Below are 22798 nucleotides of genomic sequence, written 5' to 3' on the forward strand. Positions count from 1 at the left end.
TTTTATTGGCTATAAATTTAAACGACAAATCATAACAAATATGCCGCTTTTACAAAATTTTATTTACGAATGGCCTTTGCGCGATCGATGTACGGCTGAGTCGCGTGGTTAATTGGCACTGATGGGTTCTTCTTTAATGCCAATTTCAGAAATAACGTAACACAAATTGGTTTGGAGTTTTTTGCCGTTTACCAGCAAAGACACGCCGTACTGATCCTCTGGGTTTAGACGTACATCGCCTTTATAAACCTTGAGCAGTTTACCGGTTTGACAACTGTACAACTCAACCGTACGGTCTAAGCCCACCCAATCAGATTGTAGATTTTTAGCACTGTTAGCGACTTTTTCACACCCAGTGGCAAATACGGTAATCGCCCCCAAACAAGCCAATAGAACCGTGCGCTGTATCGCATTTACATTTGTTATTTTCATGTGAGTGGTGTCCTTTTTTAAAACACGTAAATAGAGGTGCCCAGCAGCTAATTCCCCTATAATGTTCAGCTTGCAAATTATAGAATCTTAAATTTATGTCTTGTGTCACGCCCACGTTGCTCATTATTGGTTATGTCTGGCCCGAACCCAACTCATCGGCGGCCGGCACGCGGATGCTGCAATTAATTAAGCAGTTTTTAACCCACGGTTACGGCGTGCATTTTGCCAGCCCAGCCAAATTAGGGGAACACAAAGCCGACCTTACAAGCCTGGGGGTACAAGAATACAATATTGAGCTCAACCATTCCAGCTTTGACCTGTTTATTGCAGCATTACAACCCAACCTAGTGCTGTTTGATCGTTTTATGATGGAAGAGCAATTTGGTTGGCGCGTTGCTCAATACGCCCCCAATGCGCTACGCATTCTTAATACCGAAGACTTACACTGCTTGCGCGAGGTGCGCCAGCAGTTGGTTAAAAGCTATTTAACGTCGTCCAAAAGCAACGGCGCTTGCACACTTGATGAAATTGCTTTGCACGACGTGGCTGTGCTTAAAGCAAAGTTGCAGCAAACCGACTTGGCCAAACGTGAAATAGCCGCTATTTTTAGAAGCGATTTAACCTTGATGATTTCTGAATTTGAAATGGATCTGCTGGTAAATCACTTTAACGTGCCCATAACGCACCTGCATTACCTGCCCTTTTTATACGAGCAAGATGCTGGTGGATTACCCGCTGCTTGGGTGCCAACGTTTGCGCAACGCATTGGCTTTGTAAGCATTGGCAATTTTAGACACGCCCCAAATTGGGACGCGGTGCTGTGGCTCAAGCAGCAAATTTGGCCGCACATTCGCAAGCAACTCCCCCAAGCTGAATGTTTCATTTATGGTGCGTATCCACCCAAAAAAGCCACCGAACTGCACAACCCAAAACAAGGGTTTTACGTTAAAGGCTGGGTCGATGATGCATTTGCCGCATTAAGCCAAGCGCGCGTGTGTTTAGCGCCTTTGCGGTTTGGCGCAGGCATTAAAGGTAAATTAGCCGAAGCGATGTTGTGCGGCACGCCCAGTGTCACCACCTCGATTGGCGCTGAATCGATGCTGCTTACCACCTGGCCTGGTCACATTGCCAACAACGATGAGGCGTTTGCGCGTTTGGCGGTACAGCTGCATCAAGATGACCAGGCCTGGTTAAGTGCACAAACCGTTGGGTTTGATACCGTAGCGCAGCGCTATCAAATGCCACGCCCCGAAATATCCAGTCTTTTTGACACACTCAAGCGCATCAACCAACAACTGGATGCTCATCGCTCATCTAATTTTATGGGCAGCGTACTCAATCATCATCACCACAAAAGCACGCAATACATGGCGCAGTGGATTGAGGTTAAAAATCAACTGGCACAAGCCAATGCACCCATCAACCCAATACAACAGGCTATTTTATGAACCCGCCCTTACCCGATTCCATTAAAAGCAAAGACCATTCAAGTAAAGACCCATTGCACGGCATTACCTTAAAAGAAATTGTCACGCAACTGCACGCCAATTACGGTTGGGAAGAACTCGCATTACGCATTCCTATACGCTGTTTTAGCTTTGAACCCAGCGTGCAATCCACGCTCAAGTTTTTGCGTAAAACCCCTTGGGCGCGCACTAAAGTCGAAGAACTTTACATTAAGGCCAGCAAAAACTGGGGGCACTGTCAGCCAGTTACAACAACCGCTACAACGACCGTTATAAACCCCGCAGAATAATAATCAGCACAAACAAAAACGCCCCAAAGTTGGGGCGCATTTTTTGCATTGCACTTTTAGAGAAAATTAATTCTACTAAGGTTTATTTAAGTGTGACCACGTATTGTGCAATGGACTCCATAGTAGCGGTGCTTAAACCAGCCGCCATCGGTGCCATCATTCCAGTCATTGGACCTACTTGCTCACCCGCTTTGTATTTTTCAAGCTTGGCAACAATGTCGGCAATAGGCTGGTTGTTTAAACGTGGACCCACACCGCCTTCCGCGTTCGCACCGTGACAACCTACACACGTTGCATAATCACTTGCGCCAGACGCAGATGCAACCATCTCTTTAGCTTCAGCTTTAACCTCTTTAACGACCTCTTCAGCCTCTGAAACCATCTCTTTGGCTTCTACCTTAACATCTTCAACCATTTCCTTAGCGGCTTCTTTAATCTCGGCGTTAACGTCACTGCGACTTGCTGGCTCTTGTTGCAACGATTCGACTTTAGCGCTTTCTGGCACAGGTTGCTTTACGTCCATTGCATTATTAGCACCGGTTTGAGCCGGTTCTGTTTTATCGTCCGAACAAGCACTTAATAATAACGCTGTGCTTAACACCGCCATGGTAACCACTTTAGGAGCGGTTTTAGTAAAAAGAGTGTGTAATGTCATGTTTTTTCCTTTATTTGAAAATATGAACGTTGAAATGAAAATGCATTTTAATATGGAAAATTTTACCACATTAGGGCGGCCTGCAACCTGATATAACACTTTAACCTTACATTAACGCTTTATAAGACCCGCGAATTCAAGTAAAAACTTGTAAATCCCTATAAGGCCTTAAGTTTTTGCTCTAGTCGCGCAATCGATATGGGCATTAAGGTTTTCATCGGTTGCGCAAAGAGTGAAATTCGTAACTCTTCAATTAACCAACGTAGTTCCACCAGGCCTGGTTGATTGTAATACGCGGGCTCATTGGCCAATGCGTTGTAGGCGTTTAACACCGGCATCAACTGACGAATCGCCAACTGATCTTTACTCGGGTCTAAATCAATTTTTTGCAAGCGGATTTGAATCGCTTTTAAATAACGTGGAATCTGCTTAAACCACTCATCCGGCACGGTGCGAACAAAATCTTTGGCGACCAACGCATCTAACTGCGCCTTAATATCGGCCACCGAAGCCAACCAGCGCGGATTAACCTTACCACGCACCTGCTTACCAATGATTTGCGAGAGGGTAAAAATCTCGTTCACGTGCGCGCTAATCATCAAAGCGGTTTCAATCCAATGCAAACGTACCTGCTCCAACATGGTCTCAAACCCAGCTTGGGTGCGAATCCTGTGCGGCTGCCCCGCCGCTTGATGAACCAATTGCGCCAACGCTCTATCAATGACCTGCTGGGTTAAATCTTGGCAAGTGCCAAACGGGGCGTAACACAAACAGGCTTTTTGAAGGGGCAATTTTTTTTGCAGATACTTCTCTTTATCGGCCAATAAGCGTTCAATTAACGCCAATACGGCTTGACCATGGGCGTGTTGCGATGCGCTCAAATCGCCCATCAACGTCAACTTAATGCGCCCGTCTTGACACTGCAATGCCGGGTAAGCTTGCATCAACGCACCTTGGCTTTTAATGCTTTGGGTGTCGGCTAAATCACCAAAATCCCAGCGTTCTATAAACTCAGACTTTGGCTCTGACGCTAAAGCTAAAGCGCCTTTTTTATCAAGGCCTTCAACAGCCTCAGCAGGTGTTTGCTTTAACCGTTGTTGATGCTGATGTTGATGTTGTTTAATTTTGGCTTCAACCAAATGCAAGTAATCTTGTTTTAACCGCTCTAAACTTTGGCCTTCAGCCAGGGGTTTGCCCTTATCGTCTTCTAACACAAAATAGGCTTGCAGATAATTGGGCAGCACCACCTCGCTCACATCGTGCAAAGAAACTTTTTGATGCCCCAGATGAACACGACGATTTAACGCCCACACCAACTGATGCAAATAGCGTTCTGGCTGGCCATTGGCGGCCATTTTCTGCGGCGACATCTCAGCCAATATCAAATCGGCATACTGCGGTGCGGGAATAAACTGTTTTCTAAGTTGTTTTGGTAATGCCTTAATATAAAAAGCAGTTTTCTCTTTGAGCAGGCCTGGTGTCAACCAGTCAAAATCGGCTTGATGCACCCGATTTAAACTCGATAACGGCAGGTGATACACCAAACCATCGCGCGCTTTATCGGGTTCAAAATGGTAATTAACCGCTAAATTAAGCTGGTTTTTAATCTGCACTTGATCGGGATAATCGGCCAACCACTGCGCATTGGCCGACTGCTTCATTAAATCGGCTTGGGTTAAATACAATGCTTTTAGTTGCGGCGAATTTTGCTGTTCAAGTGTTTTTAACCAGGTTTCAAACGCTGGCTTGTTGTAGATGTGTTTGGGAACGCGCTGGGCATAAAACTCGTACAAAACATCGTCGTCCACCAAAAAATCGGGGCGACGTAATTTGCTTTCAAGCCGCTCAATGTCGGCAATTAAAGCTTGATTGTGCTTCCAAAACGGCGCACGACTTTCGAGCTGCCCCTCGGCCAAGCCGTGACGCAAAAATAACTTGTGCGCCTCAGCCGGATTAATAGGACCGTAATTGCACAAGCGGCGATTTACAATGGGCAAACCGTATAACGTAATGGATTCGTACGCTCCCACTTGACCGGTTTTTTTCTGCCAGTGCGCGTCGCTGTAGGTGTGTTTAATAAGGTGCTTGGCCAAACTTTCGACCCAGTTTACGTCCATTACCGCGTTATTGCGTGCGTACAGTTTGCTGGTTTCAACCAACTCTCCGGCCAACATCCATTTGGGTTTGCGTTTGTAAAGGCTCGAACTTGGGTGAATAAACAGCTTAGTGGCGCGTGCGCCCAGATAGGATTTTTCGTCGTCGCGCATTGCCACGTTACCCAACAAACCCGCCAGCAGTGAGCGATGTACCGCTTGAGAGTGCAAATCGCTTAAACGTTCTTTGAGTTGATTGTCTTGTTTAATCTCTTCAAACAGGTGTAAATCACCCACTTTTAAACCAATGCGTTTTAAGTTTTGTTCGAGCTGCACGGTCAGTTCGTGCCACTCTTTCATGCGAATGTACGATAAAAAATTGGTTTTACAGAGTTTACGCAGTTTAGCTTGGGTTAAATGACGGCGCTGCCCCTCGTAAAAATGCCAAAGATTTAAATAAAACAAAAAGTCCGAACGCTCGTCTTCAAATAATTTATGAGCGATGCGCGCCGCTTGTTGGGTGGTTTGATTGATGTCGCGCGGGTCTTGAATGCTTAAGGCGGCGGCAATCACAATCAGCTCGGCCAATACGCCGTTTTTTTGCGCTTCAATTACCATCTTGCCAATGCTTGGGTCTACCGGCAACTTGGCGATTTGCCGACCTTGAGGGGTTAAGCGTCGCTGGTCGTCCAACGCGCCCAGCTCATGCAATTGGCGGTAACCGTCGTTAATCGATTTGTCGTTGGGCGCTTCAATAAACGGAAAATGCTTTACCTCACCCAAATCGAGTTGCGCCATGGTTAAGATAATGGACGCCAAAGAGGTTCGGTGAATTTCGGGATCGGTAAAATCGGCGCGGGCGGTAAAATCGTCTTCGCTGTAAAGTCGAATGCAAATCCCCTCGCTCACGCGTCCGCAACGACCTTTACGCTGATTGGCCGACGCCTTAGAAATTTTTTCGACCGGCAGACGCTGAATTTTATTGCGCACGCTGTAACGGCTGATTCTGACCAGGCCTGGGTCAATCACATATTTAATGCCCGGCACAGTCAGCGAGGTTTCGGCCACGTTGGTGCTTAAAATAACGCGGCGTTTTTGTGAGGTTTGAAACACCTTTTGCTGCTCATTCATCGACAAACGGGCGTACAACGGCACAATTTCGGTGTTTTTTAACTGCGCTTTACGCAACGCTTCGGCGGTTTCTTTAATATCGCGCTCGCCCACCTGAAACACCAGCACATCGCCAAACGGGTCAGAATGCGACAACTCTTCTAACGCGCTTAAAATACCGTCGCTTATCTCTTGTTCTATCAAATTACCGCCGTCGTCCTCAAAGCTGGACAAGGGGCGATAACGCAGCTCAACCGGATAGGTGCGCCCCGACACTTCAACCACCGGCGGGCGCACACCATTAAAGGTAAAATGTTCGGCAAAACGCTGGGTATCAATGGTGGCCGAGGTAATAATGACTTTTAAGTCAGGGCGTTTGGGCAACAGCTGTTTTAAAATACCCAGTAAAAAGTCGATGTTAATGCTGCGTTCGTGCGCCTCGTCAATAATAATGGTGTCGTATTGGCTTAGGTAACGGTCGTTTTGCACCTCGGCCAACAAAATTCCGTCGGTCATCACCTTAATGACGCTTTGCGCGTGCACCTGATCCATAAAGCGCACCTGATACCCCACCAACTCGCCCACGTTTGAACCCAGCTCTTGCGCAATGCGCTCGGACACACTGCGTGCCGCCAAACGGCGTGGCTGGGTACAGCCAATGCGGCCAAACACGCCGCGCCCCGCTTCTAAACAAATTTTAGGAATCTGCGTGGTTTTTCCCGAACCCGTTTCACCGGCAATCACCACCACTTGGTGCTGGCGTATGAGCGCCATTAATTCATCTCTTTTGGCTGCCACCGGCAGAGCGTCGTCGTAGGTAATGCTAGGAATCGCTTGCTGATTAAGTTGAGCGGCCGCTTGCGAGGCCTGCACACGGGCTTGCCAATCTAACCAGGCCTGGTCAGTTGGTTTTAACGTCGCAAAACTGAGTTTGTTTAACGCTTGCGTAAGCCGAAATCGGTCTTTGCACAAACACATAGCCAGTTGCTGGGTACGAAATGTGGCGTCGGTAAACAATCGTTCTAAATCTAAGAAGTGTGTTGGCAATAAGGGTGAGAAATTTGGCATAGTTGACTGAATGGCTTTTTCTGAGGATAATAAACGGATAAAAATTTATGATGACATTAAAATATTTAATACACCATAAGTATTCTATTATAACAAACAAAGCACCGAGGCCTTGCAATGAAAATTCGTCAACTCTTTGATTACGACACCTGGACCTACACATATCTGGTATGGGATGAAATCACCAAAGAGGCCGCCGTGATTGATTCAGTGCTAGAAAAAGTAGAACGCGATATTGAGCACATTCAACAACTGGGCTTAAACGTTAAGTATCTGCTAGAAACCCACATTCACGCTGACCACATCACCGGCGCAGGACCTATTCGCAAACACACCCACGCGCAAATTGTGGTGCACAAAAATTCCGGCTCACAATGCGCCGACATTTTGGCCGTAGACGGCGACGTGTTTAAACTGGGCGAGCAACACATTAACGTGCTGCACACTCCAGGGCACACCAATAACGACATCACCTATTTAATTGATGGCGCGGCCTTTACCGGCGACACCCTATTGGTACGCGACTGCGGACGCACCGATTTTCAGTTGGGCAGCAATGAAAGCATGTACCACTCACTGACCCAAAAACTGTTTACCCTACCCGACGACACGGTGGTGTTTCCGGCACACGATTACAAAGGCTTTAGCCAATCGACCATCGGCGAAGAAAAACAATTTAACAATCGCGTAGGACAAAACAAAGCCTTTCAAGACTTTGCCACCATTATGGACGGGCTAAATTTACCCAACCCCAAACGCATCGCCGTGTCTGTACCAGGCAACATGCAATGCGGAAACCTTGAACCGGCTTGATTTGGCCGTTATTTGCTTTCGCTGCTCTTCAATTTGGCTGTTATTGACGACGTAATTTACAAGCAATCAAACGGACTCACCACGCCTTGCCCGCCTTGTTTTAACACATGGGTATAAATCATGGTGGTTTGCAAATCGGCATGCCCTAACAGCGATTGAATGGTGCGAATATCGGTTCCTGTTTGCAATAAATGGGTCGCAAACGAATGGCGAAACGTATGCGCACTGACTTTTTTGGCGATGCCGCATTTTCTAATCGCTTGTTTAATCGCCTTATTCACCAACGACTGATCCACATGATGGCGGCGCGTTACGCCCGAGCGTGGATCTACCGCCAAACTACGGCTCGGAAACACATACTGCCAACCCCATTCCCTGTCCGCATTAGGATATTTTTTGCCAATGCATAAGGCAAGTAAACCGAGCCATAACCCTGTTCCAAATCTTGTTGATGCAGGGTTTTCACTTTTTGCAATTGCACCTCTAACAGCGCAATCAAATTGGTCGCCAAAGGCGTCACCCGGTCTTTTTTGCCCTTGCCATCGCGAACAGTAATCTGCCTAAACCCAAAATCAATATCCTGCACCCGCAAACGCACCGCCTCGGTAATGCGTAAACCACCCGCATACAACAATTTGGTAATCAATCCCGTTGTGCCCTCCATCAAAGACAACACCTGTCCCACCTCCTCCTTGGTTAACACCACCGGAATGCGCGGCTCTTTGCGCGATCGACTCGCCTTTACATCTGAAAAAGGCGCATTTAACACTTTGCTGTAACAATACACCAACGCATTTAAGGCCTGATTTTGGGTAGAAGGTGCCACATTTTGCTTAACCGCCAAATGCGTCAAAAACGCCTCAACCCTTACAGAAGCCTCTGAAAGCATCGCCTCACGGCTCAAAAATCCATGAAACTTAACAAAGCGCCGCACCCAATCGCAATAGCTATTCTCAGTAGAATACGCATACCCCTCACGACGTAACTGGTTACGCATATCTTCTAGTAAAGAAGGTTTCTTTAGTGTATTATCCATAGCAATTCTTTTTGAAACAACAGTTAAACCTAATAATAGCGTATAACCTGTCAAAGTAACAAGCCTTACAATCAATAAGAAGTTTGACATGAAAATAAATGTAATAACCAATAAACAGGCAATAGTGCCTTATACTAAATGTTAAAGCGTCTGAGTTTTTTGGGTTAAAACATTTAAAATGAAGATCCGTTTTAAAACCAAATTCAGTATTTAAAAACAGTTCAAAATAAAACAACCAGGCCTGGTAGCTTTAGTTCTGGCGTTATAAATTGGCGCAATGTTTCAAGTTAAAAGTTTGTCTTTCACCTTAAGCATCACGCTTTAACAAAGCACTCAAGCGGACTGCGCTAACGCGCAGCACGCTTAGTTTTATCGTTAGGTTTTTAAAATGATTACAGAACAACTTTATAATAATATCGCTGAAAAATATGGACATGTAGCAAGCTGGGCGGTATGGGCAAAAGCTGGAAACAAACCAAAATCAAACATTTCAGATATGAGTATTTTTGATTTAAAAAATAACCCTTCACTACTAGATAATCTTAAAACAGATACAGTAATGGTGGCTTTAAACTTTTCAAGAGTAGTGAATATGCCTGAGCCATTTTTAAACTTTCACGATTCGAACCCACACGGTCAAGATTACAAAATTCGATTTGCATTAGACGATACCGATTACTTAGGTGCTTATATGACAGATATAATTAAAGATTTTCCTATGCTGTCGTCGAAGGATGTTTTAAAGCATTTAAAACAAAACCCTCATGTGATTAAAGAACAAATAAATGGTTTTAGAGAAGAGCTGAAATTCATTCAGTCTAACAAACCAAAAATAATTGCATTTGGAAAAGATACTTTCAATATCCTTGACCAAAATTTAGATAAATCCGAATACTCTGAATTAATTGCGATAACCCATTATAGCCATCGAATTAGTAAAGAAAATTACCAGATTGATACGCATGAAAAACTTGGAATTACGCCAATAAAACCTAACAAATCACTCAACCCGACCACGCTAAAGCGCGGCGGGTTAGCTTAAACGTTAGGCAAAAAAATATCGGAGAACTATTCTTCTCATGCAAAAAAAGCTAACTTTTTTACTTTGTTTAATGCTAGCGGGCAATGCTTCCTTTGCCGCTGAAGAATTTTTTTATTGTGGCTATTCTAATCTAGATGGGAGTGCCCAAGATTACGCTAAATTTGGAAAAGGTACCGATTTTAAATTCAATAAATCGAAGAATCGCTGGGAGTGGAACACAAAATACACATACCAATATATTTACCCTAATGGCCAATATGAACAAATAGCACGTGTTGGTATTTTCGACAATCAGCATGGTGTATGCAATGCTGAAATGGAGGCCATTTACAAACGAAAACGTGCAGAAATAATGAAGAAAATTGGTAAATAAAATAAAAGCCTAACAAAACACTCAACCCGACCGCGCTAACGCGCGGCTGGTTAGCTTAATCGTTAAAGCGTCTGAGTTTTTAAGGTTAAAACATTTAAAATGAAGACCCGTTTTAAAACCAAATTCAGCATTAAAAAACAGTTATAAAACAAAACAACCAGGCCTGGCACGCCCTGTGGCCATCTATATTTTGTAGGTATATGAAATGAAAGGGGTCAAAGCCCTTTATGTGGATAACTTTACTTTTTAACCGCCCTAGGCTATTATCGTTTGATGCCTCGTAAACCTAGATTTTTTCTTCCTGATGTGCCTAACCATGTTGTACAACGTGGGCGTAATCGTGACCCTATTTTCTTTGAGTCTGCGGATTATTATTTTTATCTGGATAAGCTCCGTGAAGCTCTAGATAAGTACGAAGTCGCCCTGCACGCTTATGTTTTGATGACCAACCATGTGCATTTGTTATTGTCATCGCCTACTGTTAATGCAATCAGCCAGCTGATGCAATTTGTAGGGCGGCATTATGTGCCCTATGTGAATAAAAAATACGGTTTTAGCGGCAGCTTGTGGGAAGGTCGTTTTAAAAGTAGCTTGATTGAAAGCGAATGTTATTTACTGGCGTGTATGCGTTATATTGAATTAAATCCAGTCAGGGCAAAGATGGTTTACGCCCCACAAGATTATGTTTTTTCAAGCTATCATGCCAATGCACTTTCAGGACCAAGCCTTTTAATTACTCCGCACCCTGAATTTACTAAATTAAGTGATAACCCCTTAGTACGTGGACAGTGTTATGCTGCATTTTTTAACCAAGCCCTATCCGATGATATATTGGACAATATAAGACGAGGAACGGCTTCAGGCACACCTGTTGGCGCGGAATATTTTAAAGCGAAGATTGAGTCTACATTGGGGCGAAAAGTTGGACAAACCCATCGTGGTCGGCCTCGTAAAAGTTAACTTATGCACAAAAAGGGCTTTGACCCCCCTTTTAGACCCTCGAAAAAACGGACATCACCCAACTCAATGCAAAACTCAAAACCACCGTCGCCAAAACCGACCAACTGCGCAAAGACATTGACGCCATCGTGGCCGAAATCGAGGGTGCGTAAACCATGAATGAATTCGGCCAATACAAAAAAATCGGCGACCCCGACAAACGACAGAAGGCACAGAACTGGCGCATCGCCATCGGACTGCAGCAGGTGGACGGCCTCACGCCATCGCCAACCCTGATCCAAATCGCCACCGACAATATCGAAGGCAAATTTTCGGTCGAGGAAGCAGAACAACAGATTGCCGCCTATTACCGCCACAATCCGCCCCGTACCCCAAGCGAACTGAGCAAACGCGAAGCCGATGAAGTGTCATCGCGCATCAACAAACTGCTTAGCAAAAACGCTTTCACCTTTAGCCCTGCTGAATATATCGCGATTCATAACTATCTGTTTACGGGGATTTTAGATGCCAAGATTGCCGGAAAAGTCCGCGACTTCGACATCACCAAAGCAGAACCGATTCTGCAGGGCGAGAGTGTGCAGTATGGCAGCGCAATGAATTTGCGGGAAACGCTGGAGTATGACTTTGCCCAAGAAAAGAAGTTTTCTTATCACAACCTCACCAAACAACAAGCGGTGGCGCACATCGCAGAACTTATCTCTGATCTATGGCAAATTCATCCTTTTGGTGAGGGCAACACCCGCACCACCGCGGTGTTTTTGATCAAATATCTGCGCCTGCTGGGATTTAATGCCGACAACACTCTGTTTGAAGAAAACGCCCTCTATTTTCGCAACGCCTTGGTCAGGGCGAACTACCAAAATCTGGAATACGGTATCGAAAAAACCAGCACCTATCTGGATCGTTTTTTTGCCAATCTGCTCTTTGGAGAACACCACCCGCTTAAAAACCGTGACCTGATGATTATCAAATCACCAGAAAACCACCAGAAAACCACCCGACATTCACCAGAAAACCACCAGAAAATTCTGCGGGCTTTAGCAGATAAACCCACCGCCAGCCGCAAAGAGCTTTCGAGCATGCTCGGCATGACCGAAAATCAAGTGCGTGGCGTAATCAACAAACTGCGTGATACCGGCATGATTACACGAGTCGGCCCCGACAAAGGCGGCTATTGGCAAATACTCACAGGACAGAAACATGCATAACAAGGCGCTCCACCGGACGGCAATTCCGCTGCGCTTCATTACCGCCGGTGAGCTTGGTCGTTAATAAACAGGGTCAGAGTCAATGCCATTAAGTTAAGGATTTTGGCATTGAAAATCTTGTGTTTCCCTAGTCAGCATCCTCGCGATAGCGCGGATTTCAAGCCGTTTAAAAAATTCACGCTTTCGCGGGAATGACAGTTTTTGGCTTAACTTAACGGCATTGGGGTCAGAGTAAAATTAAATTGGCTCGACTTGCTTTTTATTGCCACCCTCCTTTTTTATAAACACTCGCAAACAACACCGCTAAAAATGGCTAAAACCCGTTTTTTTGTCTGTTAATTCATAGGGCTTTTGGTCTTTTAGCAAGGTTATTTTTGCTGGTTGCGTGCTTTGCACATCCTCTGTTTTAATGGTTTGAGTTGTTTTAGTTGCCTGGTTTATTTTGCCAATCACGGTTAAGCGCACGCCTAGGGCTTGGGCTTTTGCGGCTATTTCGTCCCAATATTGGGGGGCTACGCTTAAGCAGAGTTGATAGTCGTCGCCGCCGCTGAGTACCAATGACCAATCGTTGGTGCGTGTAATGTAGGTTTGCATGGCGCTTGAAATGGGCAGTTGGTCAAGATTAATACTGGCTTCTAAAGCGGAATTTTGGGCTTTGGATGAGGCGTTTAAAATGTGACCAAAATCGGCCAATAGGCCATCCGAAACATCAATGGCGGCTGAGGCAAGGCCGTGCAAATTCGCACCCAGAGCCAACTGCGGTTGCGGACGATTAAGCGCGGCAAGTACGGCCGTTTGCTCGGTTTGACTTAGGGCGGCCAACACCGTTTTGTTAAGGGTTTGCAGTGCCAGTTTTAACCCTAATGCGCCCTCGCCCAACACGCCGGTAACGCAGATTAAATCACCCGCATGCGCGCCGGAGCGCAACACGGCTTGACCATTTGGCACCCAGCCTTGCGCGGTCACCGTAATGGTCAGCGGACCTTTGGTGGTGTCTCCACCAATAAGCGGAATATTGTGGTTATGTGCCAAGGCTTTTAGTCCGAGGGCAAATTCACTTAACCAGGCCTGGTCAACGTGTGGCAAGGTGAGCGCCAGTGAATAAAAACCGGCTTTGGCTCCCATAGCGGCCAAATCGCTTAAATTGACCGCCAGCGATTTCCAGCCAATGTCGTACGCGCTGGCAAACTCTGCAAAATGCACACCCGCCACCAAGGTGTCGGTGACCACCACCAGTTGATTATGTGCCGGCACAGTTAATACCGCGCCGTCGTCACCAATGCCCAAATCACCCAGACCTAGTGGCTGCGACAACGGCTTAAAATAGGCATCAATTAAATCAAATTCTTGCGACATGGCTTTCCATACTCTTTTATAAAGATTATAAAAAAGCCCCGCAAAAGCGAGGCTAAGGTTTACATAAATAACCGCGTTACATTTTTTCGCTTAATTCAAGCGGTCTTAAGGTTTTGGCTACCTTGTCTAAAATGCCGTTAATGTATTTGTGGCCGTCTTCGGCACCAAAACGCTTACTGAGTTCAACGCATTCGTTGATGATGACTTTGTAAGGAATCTGTGGCATTGATTGCAATTCGTAGACCCCAATGCGCATAATGGCTTTTTCGATCGGGTCAATCATCGACACCGAACGGTCGAGCATGGGCGCATACAATGCGTCTAATTGTTCTGAGTTATCAGACACTTGCAGTAATAACTCTCTAAACAACTCAAGGTCTAAATCGCCCAACAAACCGTCTTCACTAAATTGCTTAATAATGACATGGCCAATTTCGTGAGTCATTTGCCATTGGTACAACGCCTGCAACGCCACGCGACGCGCTTGGGTACGCGGCGTAACTTGGGTTTCAACTTCTTCAATTTCTATACCCTGTCCGGGCTTAATGTCTTTTAAGGTTTTCATTAAATTTGCTTCATCACATTGACCATTTCAATGGCGGCTAGAGTACATTCAACGCCTTTATTGCCGGCTTTGGTGCCTGCGCGTTCAATGGCTTGTTCAATACTGTCAACGGTTAACACGCCAAACGACACGGGTACACCGGTGTTTAGTTGCACTTGACCAATGCCTTTAACGCATTCGCCAGCCACGTAATCAAAGTGCGGCGTGCCGCCACGAATGACCGCGCCCAAAGCAATAATGGCGTCGTACTTACCCGATTGAGCCATTTTTTGCACGGCCAACGGAATTTCAAATGCACCCGGCACCATCACTTGTACCACATTGGCGCTGTCGCCGCCGTGACGCACAATGGTGTCTAATGCTCCGCTTACCAAGTGGTCAACAATAAAACTGTTAAAACGGCCAACCACTAGGCCAATTTTCATATCTTTTGCGGTTAAGTTTCCTTGAATGGTGTTCATAGTTGTCTCTTTGTTATGGTTAGGATGTTTTGTGGGCGACCAGGGTTATCTTTTAATTAATCTGGTTTGATTAATCTTGTTTAGCGACAATCTCAACAATTTCTAAACCAAAGCCACTTAGGGCGTTCATTTTAATGGATGAACCGATGATTTTAAGCTTTTTGAGTCCTAAATCGGCCAAAATTTGTGCGCCCAAACCGTAAGTTTTAGCGTCGTCTTCGTAGGCGGTTTCGGGTGCATTGATGTTTAGGTCTTTCATTTGAAAACGGGCAATTTTGTCTAACAGTTGCACGGTTTCTTCTTTTTTACGCAACACCACCACAACGCCCGACCCTTCGTTGGCAATTTGCTGCATGGCCGCACGCAACGACCATCCGCATTCGGGACGTTGTGAGCCAAACACGTCGCACAAGGTGTCGAGCATGTGCACGCGCGCCGCGACCGGTTGGTTGGGGTCAATGTTGCCAAAGGTTAAGGCAAAGTGGGCTTTGTGCTCTAACTCGTCTTGATAACCGATTAATTTAAACTCGCCAAATTCGGTTGGTAACTTGCACTCTGACACGCGCTCGATGGTTTTTTCGTTTTTTAAACGGTATTCAATTAAATCAGCAATGGTGCCAATTTTTAAACCGTGCAATTGGGCGTACGCTTCTAAATCGTCACGACGTGCCATAGAGCCATCTTCGTTCATAATCTCAACAATCACCGAGGCGGGTTCAAATCCGGCTAAACGCGCCAAATCGCAGCCCGCTTCGGTGTGACCCGCACGCGACAAGACGCCACCGGGTTGCGCCATTAACGGAAAAATATGTCCAGGGGTCACAATGTCGGCGGGTGTCGCGCCCTTGGCCACAGCCGCGTGCACCGTCACCGCACGGTCGGCAGCCGAAATTCCGGTGGTTACGCCCACGGCCGCTTCAATAGACACAGTAAAATTGGTGCTGTGCATGTCGGTGTTGTCTTTTACCATTAACGGCAAATGCAACAGGTTGCAACGCTCTCTGGTCATGGTTAAACAAATTAATCCACGGCCGTAGCGTGCCATAAAGTTAATGTCGGCGGCGGTGACCGTGCTGGCGGGCACCAACAAATCGCCCTCATTTTCACGATCTTCGTCGTCCATTAAAATGACCATTTTGCCTTGTTTGTAGTCTTCTATCAGCGCTTCAATCGTGTGTAATTGCATGTTTATTGGTATCCATTTTCGGCTAAAAATTGCGAGGTAATGTTTGTTTTTTGGGCGGCACTAGCCGATTCACTTGCGTGCGGCGCGTGCAACATGCGCTCTAAATAACGCGCCAGTAAATCGACTTCTAGGTTAAGTTTGCTGCCCACTTTTAAATGTTTAAGCGTGGTTTCTTGGTAGGTGTGCGGCACAATGTTTACCCCAAACACGCAACCGTTTACTTGGTTTACCGTTAAGCTAATGCCGTTTATGCAAATAGAGCCTTTAGTGGCAATATATTTGCAAATCTCTAACGGCGCTTCAATCTCGTAACGCCACGAACGCGCGTCTTGACCAATTGAGCGCACCATACCCACACCGTCAACATGGCCGCTGACCAAATGCCCGCCCAAACGGTCTTGTAAGCGTAGGGCTTTTTCAAGGTTAACCGCGGTGCCCACTTGCCATTCGCCCGCCGTGGTAACGGTTAAGGTTTCACCCGACACATCGGCTACATAGCTGTTAGGGGTTAAGGCTACGGCGGTTAAGCACACACCATTGGCGGCAATGCTGTCGCCAATTTTTACGTCACTCATGTCTAACTTGCCTACCTCGATGGTGACTTTCCAGTCACCTTGGCGGGGTTCAATTTTGGCAATACGACCTTCTGCAGCAATAATTCCAGTAAACATGTGCGATAACTCTCTTAATTTAGTTATATAAGTTAGTTACAAACCGTTTGATTAGCAACGGGCTTTAAAACCAGGTGAATATCCTCACCAATTTGATTGACCGAGTCAAACGATAACTGAATTTTTTGTGCCATCTTAACCAGGCCTGGTAACACCATTAAAGGCTTGGCGGCATCGCCCAATAAGCTGGGAGCCATAAAACAGTGTAACTCGTCCACCAAACCCGCTTGCACAAATGCGCCACTTAGCACCGCACCGGCTTCAACCAGTACATCGTTAATGTGCTCTGCCTTGGCCAAATAGCGCAACACGGCGTGTAAATTTAACCTACCAGCAGGCGCGCCTTCATGCTCATCTCGCGCATCGCACGCTATGGCGACCACTTCGCATCCTGCTTGTTGCAAGTGCAATGCAACCTGGGGTTGCTGCAACAGCGCCGCGTGCGTGGTCATAATTAGCGTGCGCCCTGGCAGACTTAATAGTTTGGCGTTAAGGGGCGTGCGTAATGCACTGTCTAACACCACCCGCAACGGCTGGGCGCTGTCTGGCGTTAAGTTGAGTGCGTGCAAAGTTTGCTCGGGCAAGCGTACGTTTAAACTTGGGTTGTCGGCCAAAACAGTGTTTACACCGGTGATAAGCGCACCGGCAAACGCGCGCATTTTATGCACTTCTAAACGCGACGCTTCGCCGGTAATCCACTGGCTTTCACCATTGGCCATGGCAGTGCGCCCATCCAAACTGGCCGCCAATTTTACCCGCACATAAGGCAATTGGTGCTGCATGCGTTTTAAAAACCCTAGGTTTAAGGCCTCAGCTTGCGCCGCTCCCAATCCCACGTGCACCGCAATACCCGCCTGTTGCAAAATATGCACGCCCTTGCCCGCCACCAACGGATTAGGGTCAAGCATGGCCACCACAACTTTGGCCACCCCTGCCTCCACTAACCCCGTGGCGCAAGGCGGTGTGCGCCCAAAGTGCGCGCACGGCTCTAACGTTACATACGCGGTGGCACCTTGTGCCGCATCACCGGCAGCAGCAAGCGCCAACCGTTCGGCGTGCGGCTCACCGGCTTTTACATGACTGCCTTGCCCTACCACTTGCCCGTTGTTAACCAACACACAGCCAACGGCAGGATTGGGCTTAGTCGAATACGCGCCGCGCTGTGCCAGCGATAACGCTAGGTTCATGTAGTGCACGTCTTCGGTGTTAATCGTAAAGTCGCTAATAATATTATTCACTGGTTTTAGCGGTGGTGGCTTTAACCAATTTTTCAATTTCTTCTCTAAACGCATTTACGTCTTGAAAAGAGCGATACACCGAAGCAAAGCGCACATAAGCCACTTGGTCTAGCTCGCGCAACGCGTCCATAACCCACTCACCCAATTGCGATGACGGAATCTCACGCACCCCTTCGGCCATCAACCGTTTGGTCATTTGACTGGCCATTTGGTCAATCGCTTCACTGGCAACGGGACGTTTTTCAAGAGCTTTAATAAGACCACGACGAATTTTATCTTCGTCAAAACGTTCGCGGTTGCCGTCACTTTTAATGACCCTTGGCAGAGCCAATTCAGCCGACTCGTAGGTGGTAAAACGCTCTCCGCATTGCAAACATTCACGCCGTCTGCGCACTTGCACGCCTTCGGTGGCCAAGCGAGAGTCGACCACTTTGGTGTCTGGCGTATTACAAAACGGACAATGCATGCGTAGGGTTCCTTATGGATTTAACGTGTTTGGATTTAACGTATTTGAATTTATAAAGAGTACGCATTTAACCAGGCCTGGTTAAACGTTCCAAGCGCGTTACAAAATAAAAACCACCAGGCCTGGTGGTTTTTATTAATGGAAAAAATCGGATATTAAATTACTTGTAAACCGGTTTAGCGGCACACAATGCACTGACTTTGTCGCGCACTTGCGCAATAACCGCTTCGTCCCATGAGCCGCTGGCTTGGTCACACGCGTCAATCACGTCGCACATCCAATGAGCCAAATGGGTTGAATCTTGCTCATTAAAACCGCGCGTCGTAGCGGCCGCCGTGCCCACTCTAATGCCGCTGGTAACAAACGGAGACATAGGGTCATTAGGCACCGAATTTTTATTAACGGTAATGTGGGCGGCGTCTAATGCGGCGTCTACCAACTTACCCGTTAAGCCTTTTTCGATGAGGCTGACCAAAAACAGATGGTTTTCAGTTCCGCCCGACACCACATCACAACCGCGAGCCATAAACACATTGGCCATGGCTTTAGCATTTTTAATCACGTCATCGCAATAGCTTGCCCAAGAAGGCTCTAAACACTCTTTAAACGCCAGGGCTTTTGCGGCCATAACGTGCACCAAAGGGCCACCTTGTCCACCGGGGAAAATCGCTGAATTTAATTTTTTCTCAAGTTCAGGATTGGCTTTTGCCAAAATTAAACCACCACGCGGTCCGCGTAAGGTTTTGTGCGTTGTGGTGGTAACCACGTCTGCAAACGGCACAGGATTTGGGTATTTACCACCCGCCACCAAACCAGCCACGTGCGCCATATCCACCAATAAATACGCCCCGACCGAATCAGCAATTTGTCTAAAACGCGACCAATCAATCACCTGAGAATAAGCTGAAAAACCAGCAATAATCATCTTAGGCTTGTGCTCGGTGGCCAAAGCTTGCACTTCATCGTAGTCAATTTGACCCGACACCGGATCAATCCCATACTGCACTGCATGGTATAACTTACCCGAAAAACTCACATGTGAACCGTGTGTTAAATGGCCACCGTGCGCTAAGCTCATGCCTAAAACCGTATCGCCTGCTTCCATTAACGCCAGGTAAACCGCTGCGTTGGCTTGCGAACCAGAATGCGGTTGTACGTTGGCGTAGTCGGCTCCAAACAGCTCTTTGGCACGGTCAATGGCCGCTTGCTCTACCACATCAGCAAACTCACACCCGCCGTAATAACGTTTGCCAGGATAACCTTCGGCGTACTTATTGGTAAAGTAAGAACCCTGCGCTTCCATGACACGTGGACTGGTGTAGTTTTCTGAAGCAATTAACTCAATGTGCGACTCTTGACGTTTCTCTTCATTTTTAATGGCATCCGCAATCAAATCATCGTAACCGGCAATCGTCATAGATTTAGTGAACATGGTGGAGCTCTCCGTGGCAGTTTTGGCAAAATCAAAGATTCGAATTTTAACCCTTTTTGCCCAAAATAAGCAACGAATTGCACGCTTTTTAGTCCAAAGCCCGGCATCTTTAGTTTAATAGCCTGTTTTAAGCTGTTTTAAGCCGCTTACTCACAATTTAGGCTTTCGTTGGGCGGTATTTTTAGGTAAAGTTGGTGAGATTTGAACTTTTTGATTTTAGGAAAATACCCCATGGCACAATTTGTTTACACCATGAACCGCGTTGGTAAAGTGGTTCCTCCCAATCGTCACATTTTAAAAGACATCTCTTTATCGTTTTTTCCGGGTGCCAAAATTGGCGTGCTGGGTTTAAACGGCTCAGGTAAATCCACGCTGCTTAAAATTATGGCCGGCATTGACACCGATATTGTGGGTGAAGCGCGCCCACAACCGGGCATTAAAATTGGCTATTTATCGCAAGAACCACAGTTAGACGAAACCAAAGACGTGCGTGGCAATATTGAAGAGGCGGTGATTGAAGTTAAACAAGCCCTAGCCGATTTAGACGCGGTGTACGCCGCCTACGCCGAACCCGATGCGGACTTTGATGCGCTGGCTAAAAAACAAGCCGCCATAGAAGATTTAATTCAAGCCAAAGACGGTCACAACATCGACCGCGTGCTCGAAATTGCCGCCGACGCATTGCGCCTGCCACCTTGGGACGCCGATGTCAGCAAACTGTCGGGCGGTGAACGCCGTCGCGTTGCACTGTGCAAACTCCTGCTTGAAAAACCCGATATGCTGTTATTAGACGAACCTACCAACCATTTGGACGCCGAATCCATCGCATGGCTAGAACGCTTTTTACTGGATTTTCCGGGCACCGTAGTGGCCATCACCCACGACCGTTACTTTTTAGACAACGCCGCACAATGGATTTTAGAACTGGATCGCGGCGAAGGCATTCCGTATGAAGGCAACTACTCTTCTTGGTTAGAACAAAAAGAGAAACGCCTACAACAAGAAGCCAAGTCAGAAGCCGCACGGATGAAAACCATTCAAAGTGAACTTGAATGGGTGCGCTCTAATGCCAAAGGTCGCCATGCAAAATCCAAAGCGCGTTTGGCGCGGTTTGACGAACTTAGCAGTACCGAAACGCAAAAACGCAACGAAACCAGCGAGATTTTTATTCCCGTGGCTGAACGTCTGGGCGAAAAAGTCATTGAGGTCAATCACGTTTCTAAAGCCTTTGGCGACCGATTACTTATTGACGATTTAAATTTTAGACTGCCACAAGGTGGTATTGTGGGCATTATTGGTGCCAACGGTGCGGGTAAATCAACCTTATTTAAAATGCTCACCGGGCAAGAAAAACCCGACAGCGGCACCATTGAATTTGGACCTACCGTACAACTGTCTTATGTTGACCAAAGTCGTGACGCCTTAAACGACAACAACAGCGTTTGGCAAGAAATTTCGGGTGGCGATGATATTTTCATGGTTGGCAACACCGAAGTAAACTCACGCGCCTACTGCGGTCGTTTTAACTTTAAAGGCGGCGACCAACAGAAAAAAATTGGCACATTGTCGGGCGGTGAGCGCAATCGCGTGCATTTAGCCAAAACCCTGCGCAGCGGAGGCAATTTATTACTGCTGGATGAGCCCACCAACGACCTAGACATTGAAACCTTGCGTGCGCTCGAAGAGGCCTTATTAGAGTTTGCCGGTTGCGCCGTGGTCATCTCGCATGATCGCTGGTTTTTAGACCGCATTGCCACCCACATGTTGGCGTTTGAAGGTGACTCGCACGTTGAGTGGTTTGAAGGCAACTTTACCGATTACGAAGCCGATTTAAAACGCCGTAAAGGGGTCGATGCAAGTCAACCACACCGTATTAAATACAAACCCATTAGCAAGGATTAACCACCATGAGCGAAAGCACGCTTAATTTTTCGCATCTTGAAGCCATCGCCAACGCCATGCCCGACCCCATTTTTATTATGGGACAAGACGGCACGTATTTGGATCTGGTGGGTGGACAAGATCGCAGTCGTTACGCCGACGGTTCTGGCTTATTGGGTAAAAAATACCAAGATGTTTTGCCCGAAAACATGGCCAAACGGTTTTTAAAAGTGGTGCAACGCGCCATCGCCAGCGGTCAACTGCAAGAAATAGAATACCAACTGGCCAACAATGAAATCCAGGGCATTGATGCAACCCAAACCAATAACATTGACAGCTTAAAAGGCGGTCAATGGTATCAAGCACGCGTTTACCCTTTGCAAGCCGGAACCTACTCGCAACCGGCGGTCATTTGGTTGGCCATTAACATCACCAGTCGTAAACACATGGAAGAACAAATTGAGCACTTGTCGTCTACCGACCCGCTAACCAACTTGTTTAACCGCGACTTCTTTTTAGACTTGGTGGATGAAGAGTTAAATAAAGCCAAAATGAACCACCAACCCTTATCACTTGTTAAAATTGACTTAGATTGCTTTAAGCGCATCACCGATGGATTTGGGCATCAGGCTGGCGACAAAGCGATTTTAACCGCCTCGCACGCGATTCAAAGCATTGTTAAAGAGTTGGGCTATGTTGGGCGGTTAAGTTGTGATCAATTTATGATTGTTTTGCCCCAAGTTAAGGCGGTGGACGCGTTTAGAATTGCCAAACTGGCGCAAAAAACCATCTCGGCACAAAATATTAAGCTCGAAGACAATACCCACACCTGCTTAACCAGTCATGCGGGTGTCACCGAGCTGCGCGACGCGCAACTTGACGACAGTCAAAGCCTGTTTAAACGAGTCAATGAAGCGCTGAGTGCTTTAGAAGGGTCGCGTGAAATTACGCGAATTATGTAAGTTTTGATATGTTTTGGTCACTTTAATATCATTT

The 22798-nt window shown here is 46.7% G+C and carries 22 protein-coding genes; 9 read left to right on the plus strand and 13 right to left on the minus strand.

Annotated features, from left to right (window positions below):
* Positions 1–108 precede the first annotated feature (108 nt).
* The gene (locus EP181_RS06625) at positions 109–432 is read right to left on the minus strand and encodes a hypothetical protein (RefSeq protein ID WP_232023360.1); all 324 of its coding nucleotides are present in this window, start codon (positions 430–432) and stop codon (positions 109–111) included.
* 95 nt (positions 433–527) lie between these two features.
* On the opposite strand from EP181_RS06625, the gene EP181_RS06630 reads away from it, so the two are divergent.
* Both EP181_RS06630 and EP181_RS06635 read left to right on the plus strand, forming a co-directional pair.
* Positions 528–1880 (plus strand): glycosyltransferase, encoded by a 1353-nt coding sequence (locus EP181_RS06630; RefSeq protein WP_127470953.1) that lies wholly within the window; start codon positions 528–530, stop codon positions 1878–1880.
* Positions 1877–2188 (plus strand): VF530 family protein, encoded by a 312-nt coding sequence (locus tag EP181_RS06635; RefSeq protein WP_127470954.1) that lies wholly within the window; start codon positions 1877–1879, stop codon positions 2186–2188. The genes EP181_RS06630 and EP181_RS06635 overlap by 4 nt, the downstream gene beginning before the upstream one ends.
* Before the next feature lie 82 nt (positions 2189–2270).
* On the opposite strand, the gene EP181_RS12430 is transcribed toward EP181_RS06635, so the two are convergent.
* A complete protein-coding gene (locus tag EP181_RS12430) occupies positions 2271–2843 on the minus strand; it encodes a c-type cytochrome (RefSeq protein WP_232023361.1) in 573 nt (190 codons plus the stop codon).
* Between the two features lie 158 nt (positions 2844–3001).
* On the minus strand, positions 3002–7114 hold the full coding sequence (gene hrpA / locus EP181_RS06645) for an ATP-dependent RNA helicase HrpA (RefSeq protein ID WP_232023362.1): 4113 nt from the start codon (positions 7112–7114) through the stop codon (positions 3002–3004).
* Between the two features lie 117 nt (positions 7115–7231).
* On the opposite strand from hrpA, the gene EP181_RS06650 reads away from it, so the two are divergent.
* Positions 7232–7927, plus strand: a complete 696-nt coding sequence (locus EP181_RS06650; protein ID WP_127470955.1) for an MBL fold metallo-hydrolase — start codon at positions 7232–7234, stop codon at positions 7925–7927.
* A gap of 56 nt (positions 7928–7983) precedes the next feature.
* Here the strand turns inward: EP181_RS06650 and EP181_RS12685 are convergent, their stop codons facing one another.
* Positions 7984–8283: a tyrosine-type recombinase/integrase gene (locus EP181_RS12685; RefSeq protein WP_269471129.1), complete on the minus strand. Its 300-nt coding sequence runs from the start codon at positions 8281–8283 to the stop codon at positions 7984–7986.
* On the minus strand, positions 8256–8963 hold the full coding sequence (locus EP181_RS12435) for a phage integrase N-terminal SAM-like domain-containing protein (protein ID WP_269471130.1): 708 nt from the start codon (positions 8961–8963) through the stop codon (positions 8256–8258). The genes EP181_RS12685 and EP181_RS12435 overlap by 28 nt, the downstream gene beginning before the upstream one ends.
* A gap of 388 nt (positions 8964–9351) precedes the next feature.
* Here EP181_RS12435 and EP181_RS06660 point away from each other — a divergent pair, with 388 nt between their 5' ends.
* From EP181_RS06660 to EP181_RS06675, 4 genes are all read left to right on the plus strand, one after another.
* Positions 9352–10005: a DUF2972 domain-containing protein gene (locus tag EP181_RS06660; RefSeq protein ID WP_127470956.1), complete on the plus strand. Its 654-nt coding sequence runs from the start codon at positions 9352–9354 to the stop codon at positions 10003–10005.
* 37 nt (positions 10006–10042) lie between these two features.
* On the plus strand, positions 10043–10378 hold the full coding sequence (locus EP181_RS06665; protein WP_127470957.1) for a hypothetical protein: 336 nt from the start codon (positions 10043–10045) through the stop codon (positions 10376–10378).
* Between the two features lie 273 nt (positions 10379–10651).
* A complete protein-coding gene (locus tag EP181_RS06670) occupies positions 10652–11338 on the plus strand; it encodes a transposase (RefSeq protein WP_127470958.1) in 687 nt (228 codons plus the stop codon).
* 155 nt (positions 11339–11493) lie between these two features.
* On the plus strand, positions 11494–12546 hold the full coding sequence (locus tag EP181_RS06675; RefSeq protein ID WP_127470959.1) for a Fic family protein: 1053 nt from the start codon (positions 11494–11496) through the stop codon (positions 12544–12546).
* Positions 12547–12849: 303 nt separating this feature from the next.
* Here EP181_RS06675 and thiL read toward each other — a convergent pair whose 3' ends face one another.
* From thiL to glyA, 8 genes are all read right to left on the minus strand, one after another.
* Positions 12850–13902 (minus strand): thiamine-phosphate kinase, encoded by a 1053-nt coding sequence (gene thiL / locus EP181_RS06685; protein ID WP_127470960.1) that lies wholly within the window; start codon positions 13900–13902, stop codon positions 12850–12852.
* 76 nt (positions 13903–13978) lie between these two features.
* Positions 13979–14467 (minus strand): transcription antitermination factor NusB, encoded by a 489-nt coding sequence (nusB, locus tag EP181_RS06690; RefSeq protein WP_127470961.1) that lies wholly within the window; start codon positions 14465–14467, stop codon positions 13979–13981.
* Positions 14467–14928, minus strand: a complete 462-nt coding sequence (gene ribH / locus EP181_RS06695) for a 6,7-dimethyl-8-ribityllumazine synthase (RefSeq protein WP_127470962.1) — start codon at positions 14926–14928, stop codon at positions 14467–14469. Before ribH ends, nusB begins: the two co-directional genes overlap by 1 nt.
* A 70-nt stretch (positions 14929–14998) precedes the next feature.
* Positions 14999–16114 carry a bifunctional 3,4-dihydroxy-2-butanone-4-phosphate synthase/GTP cyclohydrolase II gene (gene ribBA, locus EP181_RS06700; protein WP_127470963.1) on the minus strand — a complete coding sequence of 372 codons (1116 nt, stop codon included), beginning with the start codon at positions 16112–16114 and terminating at the stop codon, positions 14999–15001.
* Positions 16115–16116: 2 nt separating this feature from the next.
* Positions 16117–16785 (minus strand): riboflavin synthase, encoded by a 669-nt coding sequence (locus EP181_RS06705; RefSeq protein WP_127470964.1) that lies wholly within the window; start codon positions 16783–16785, stop codon positions 16117–16119.
* Positions 16786–16817: 32 nt separating this feature from the next.
* Entirely contained in the window at positions 16818–18023 is a 1206-nt protein-coding gene (gene ribD / locus EP181_RS06710) for a bifunctional diaminohydroxyphosphoribosylaminopyrimidine deaminase/5-amino-6-(5-phosphoribosylamino)uracil reductase RibD (protein ID WP_338064728.1), read from the minus strand.
* Entirely contained in the window at positions 18016–18489 is a 474-nt protein-coding gene (gene nrdR / locus EP181_RS06715; RefSeq protein ID WP_127470965.1) for a transcriptional regulator NrdR, read from the minus strand. Before nrdR ends, ribD begins: the two co-directional genes overlap by 8 nt.
* A 160-nt stretch (positions 18490–18649) precedes the next feature.
* Entirely contained in the window at positions 18650–19921 is a 1272-nt protein-coding gene (gene glyA, locus EP181_RS06720) for a serine hydroxymethyltransferase (RefSeq protein ID WP_127470966.1), read from the minus strand.
* A gap of 231 nt (positions 19922–20152) precedes the next feature.
* Here glyA and ettA point away from each other — a divergent pair, with 231 nt between their 5' ends.
* A complete protein-coding gene (gene ettA, locus EP181_RS06725) occupies positions 20153–21823 on the plus strand; it encodes an energy-dependent translational throttle protein EttA (RefSeq protein WP_127470967.1) in 1671 nt (556 codons plus the stop codon).
* 5 nt (positions 21824–21828) lie between these two features.
* Positions 21829–22764 (plus strand): sensor domain-containing diguanylate cyclase, encoded by a 936-nt coding sequence (locus EP181_RS06730; RefSeq protein WP_127470968.1) that lies wholly within the window; start codon positions 21829–21831, stop codon positions 22762–22764.
* Positions 22765–22798 lie beyond the last annotated feature (34 nt).

Origin of the sequence: Thiomicrorhabdus aquaedulcis, from assembly GCF_004001325.1 — a bacterium.
Taxonomy (GTDB): Bacteria; Pseudomonadota; Gammaproteobacteria; order Thiomicrospirales; family Thiomicrospiraceae; genus Thiomicrorhabdus; species Thiomicrorhabdus aquaedulcis.